At 42.0% G+C, this 1,190-nt stretch carries 1 protein-coding gene; it reads left to right on the plus strand.

Features of this window, described 5'->3' with window-relative positions; genetic code table 11:
- Nucleotides 1–1,190: autotransporter domain-containing protein (locus tag ACFINO_RS09745; protein ID WP_375655618.1), on the plus strand; the 1,190-nt coding region annotated here is incomplete at both ends.

Raw genomic sequence — 1,190 nt, forward strand, 5'->3', positions numbered from 1 at the left:
GGACCAACATCAAGCCGCGGGAAAGCGAGTATTGAGCAAAGCTTCGTGGGAGAAGAAGAAGATTTTTGGGATTTCCGCTTACAAAATGCCATTCTTGATGCTGAAGAAACTATCTCACCTGATACTCAAGAAACAAACTTTTTTAATTCTGAAGAAATAACCCCTCTTAACACTGAGGAAACTGCCTCTCTTAATGATGGGGAAACAACTCCCCTTTATTCTAAAAAAGCTGCCTGTCTTAATGCTAAAGGAAAAGTAAGAGCTCTTGTACCACAAGTAGCCAGTTATTTGGTCATGCCTAACGCTTTATTTTCCGCTGGATTGGCTGAGCTGAATAATCAGAATATACTGTTAGAGAATATGCGGACAACACTCTTTGAAGCAAAGGATAAAAAAGAAGATAACAAAAAGAGTGGGATCTTCTTATCCTCCTATGGCCACAAGATCACATTGTCTTCTAACCGTAGTCCTCTACACTATGGCTATGGTGCTGATGTTCACTATACTGCAATACAAGCAGGCATGACATTAGCAGCATTAGAAGGTCAAAATAGCACCACACATTTTGGTCTTTTGGGGACATACGGACAACTCTCTTTCACTCCAAAGGGCATGGAAGGTGCTGATAAGAGTACCCTCGATAAATGGTCACTTGCTGCATATGGAAACATCCAGCATAACGATGGCATCTATGTTAATGCACTGTTCTCCTACGGAGCTTTCAAAGGAAATATCACCACAGCCCTCATTGGGAACACTGCAAAATTGGATGGTTCTCATACTGTAAGTGCATCAGCGACCATCGGACATAAACTAGAAACCGATGCTAAAGGATTGGTCTTTGAACCACAAGCACAACTCCTTTATCAACGTCTCATGTTTGACACCCTCTCAGATATCGATGGCTTTAACGTGAATATGGGTAAGCCTCATCAATGGTTGCTGCGTATTGGTGGGCGGCTGACACAAACGATACCTTCTGATGAAAAAGGCTATGCCACTTCTTTCTACGGTAAGCTGAACCTTATGAAAGCTTGTAGTAACAAGAGTACAGTACAGATTGGAGATACTTTCTATCTTGATGCTATGGGAGATTCTGTTGAAGGCGGGCTTGGTGTGAATGCGCAACTCTCTCAAAATTTTGCCCTTCATGCGGATATTAATTATCAACACAAGCTCCAAAAAGCAGG

The organism is Bartonella sp. AA83SXKL, assembly GCF_042196965.1.
Taxonomy (GTDB): domain Bacteria; phylum Pseudomonadota; class Alphaproteobacteria; order Rhizobiales; family Rhizobiaceae; genus Bartonella.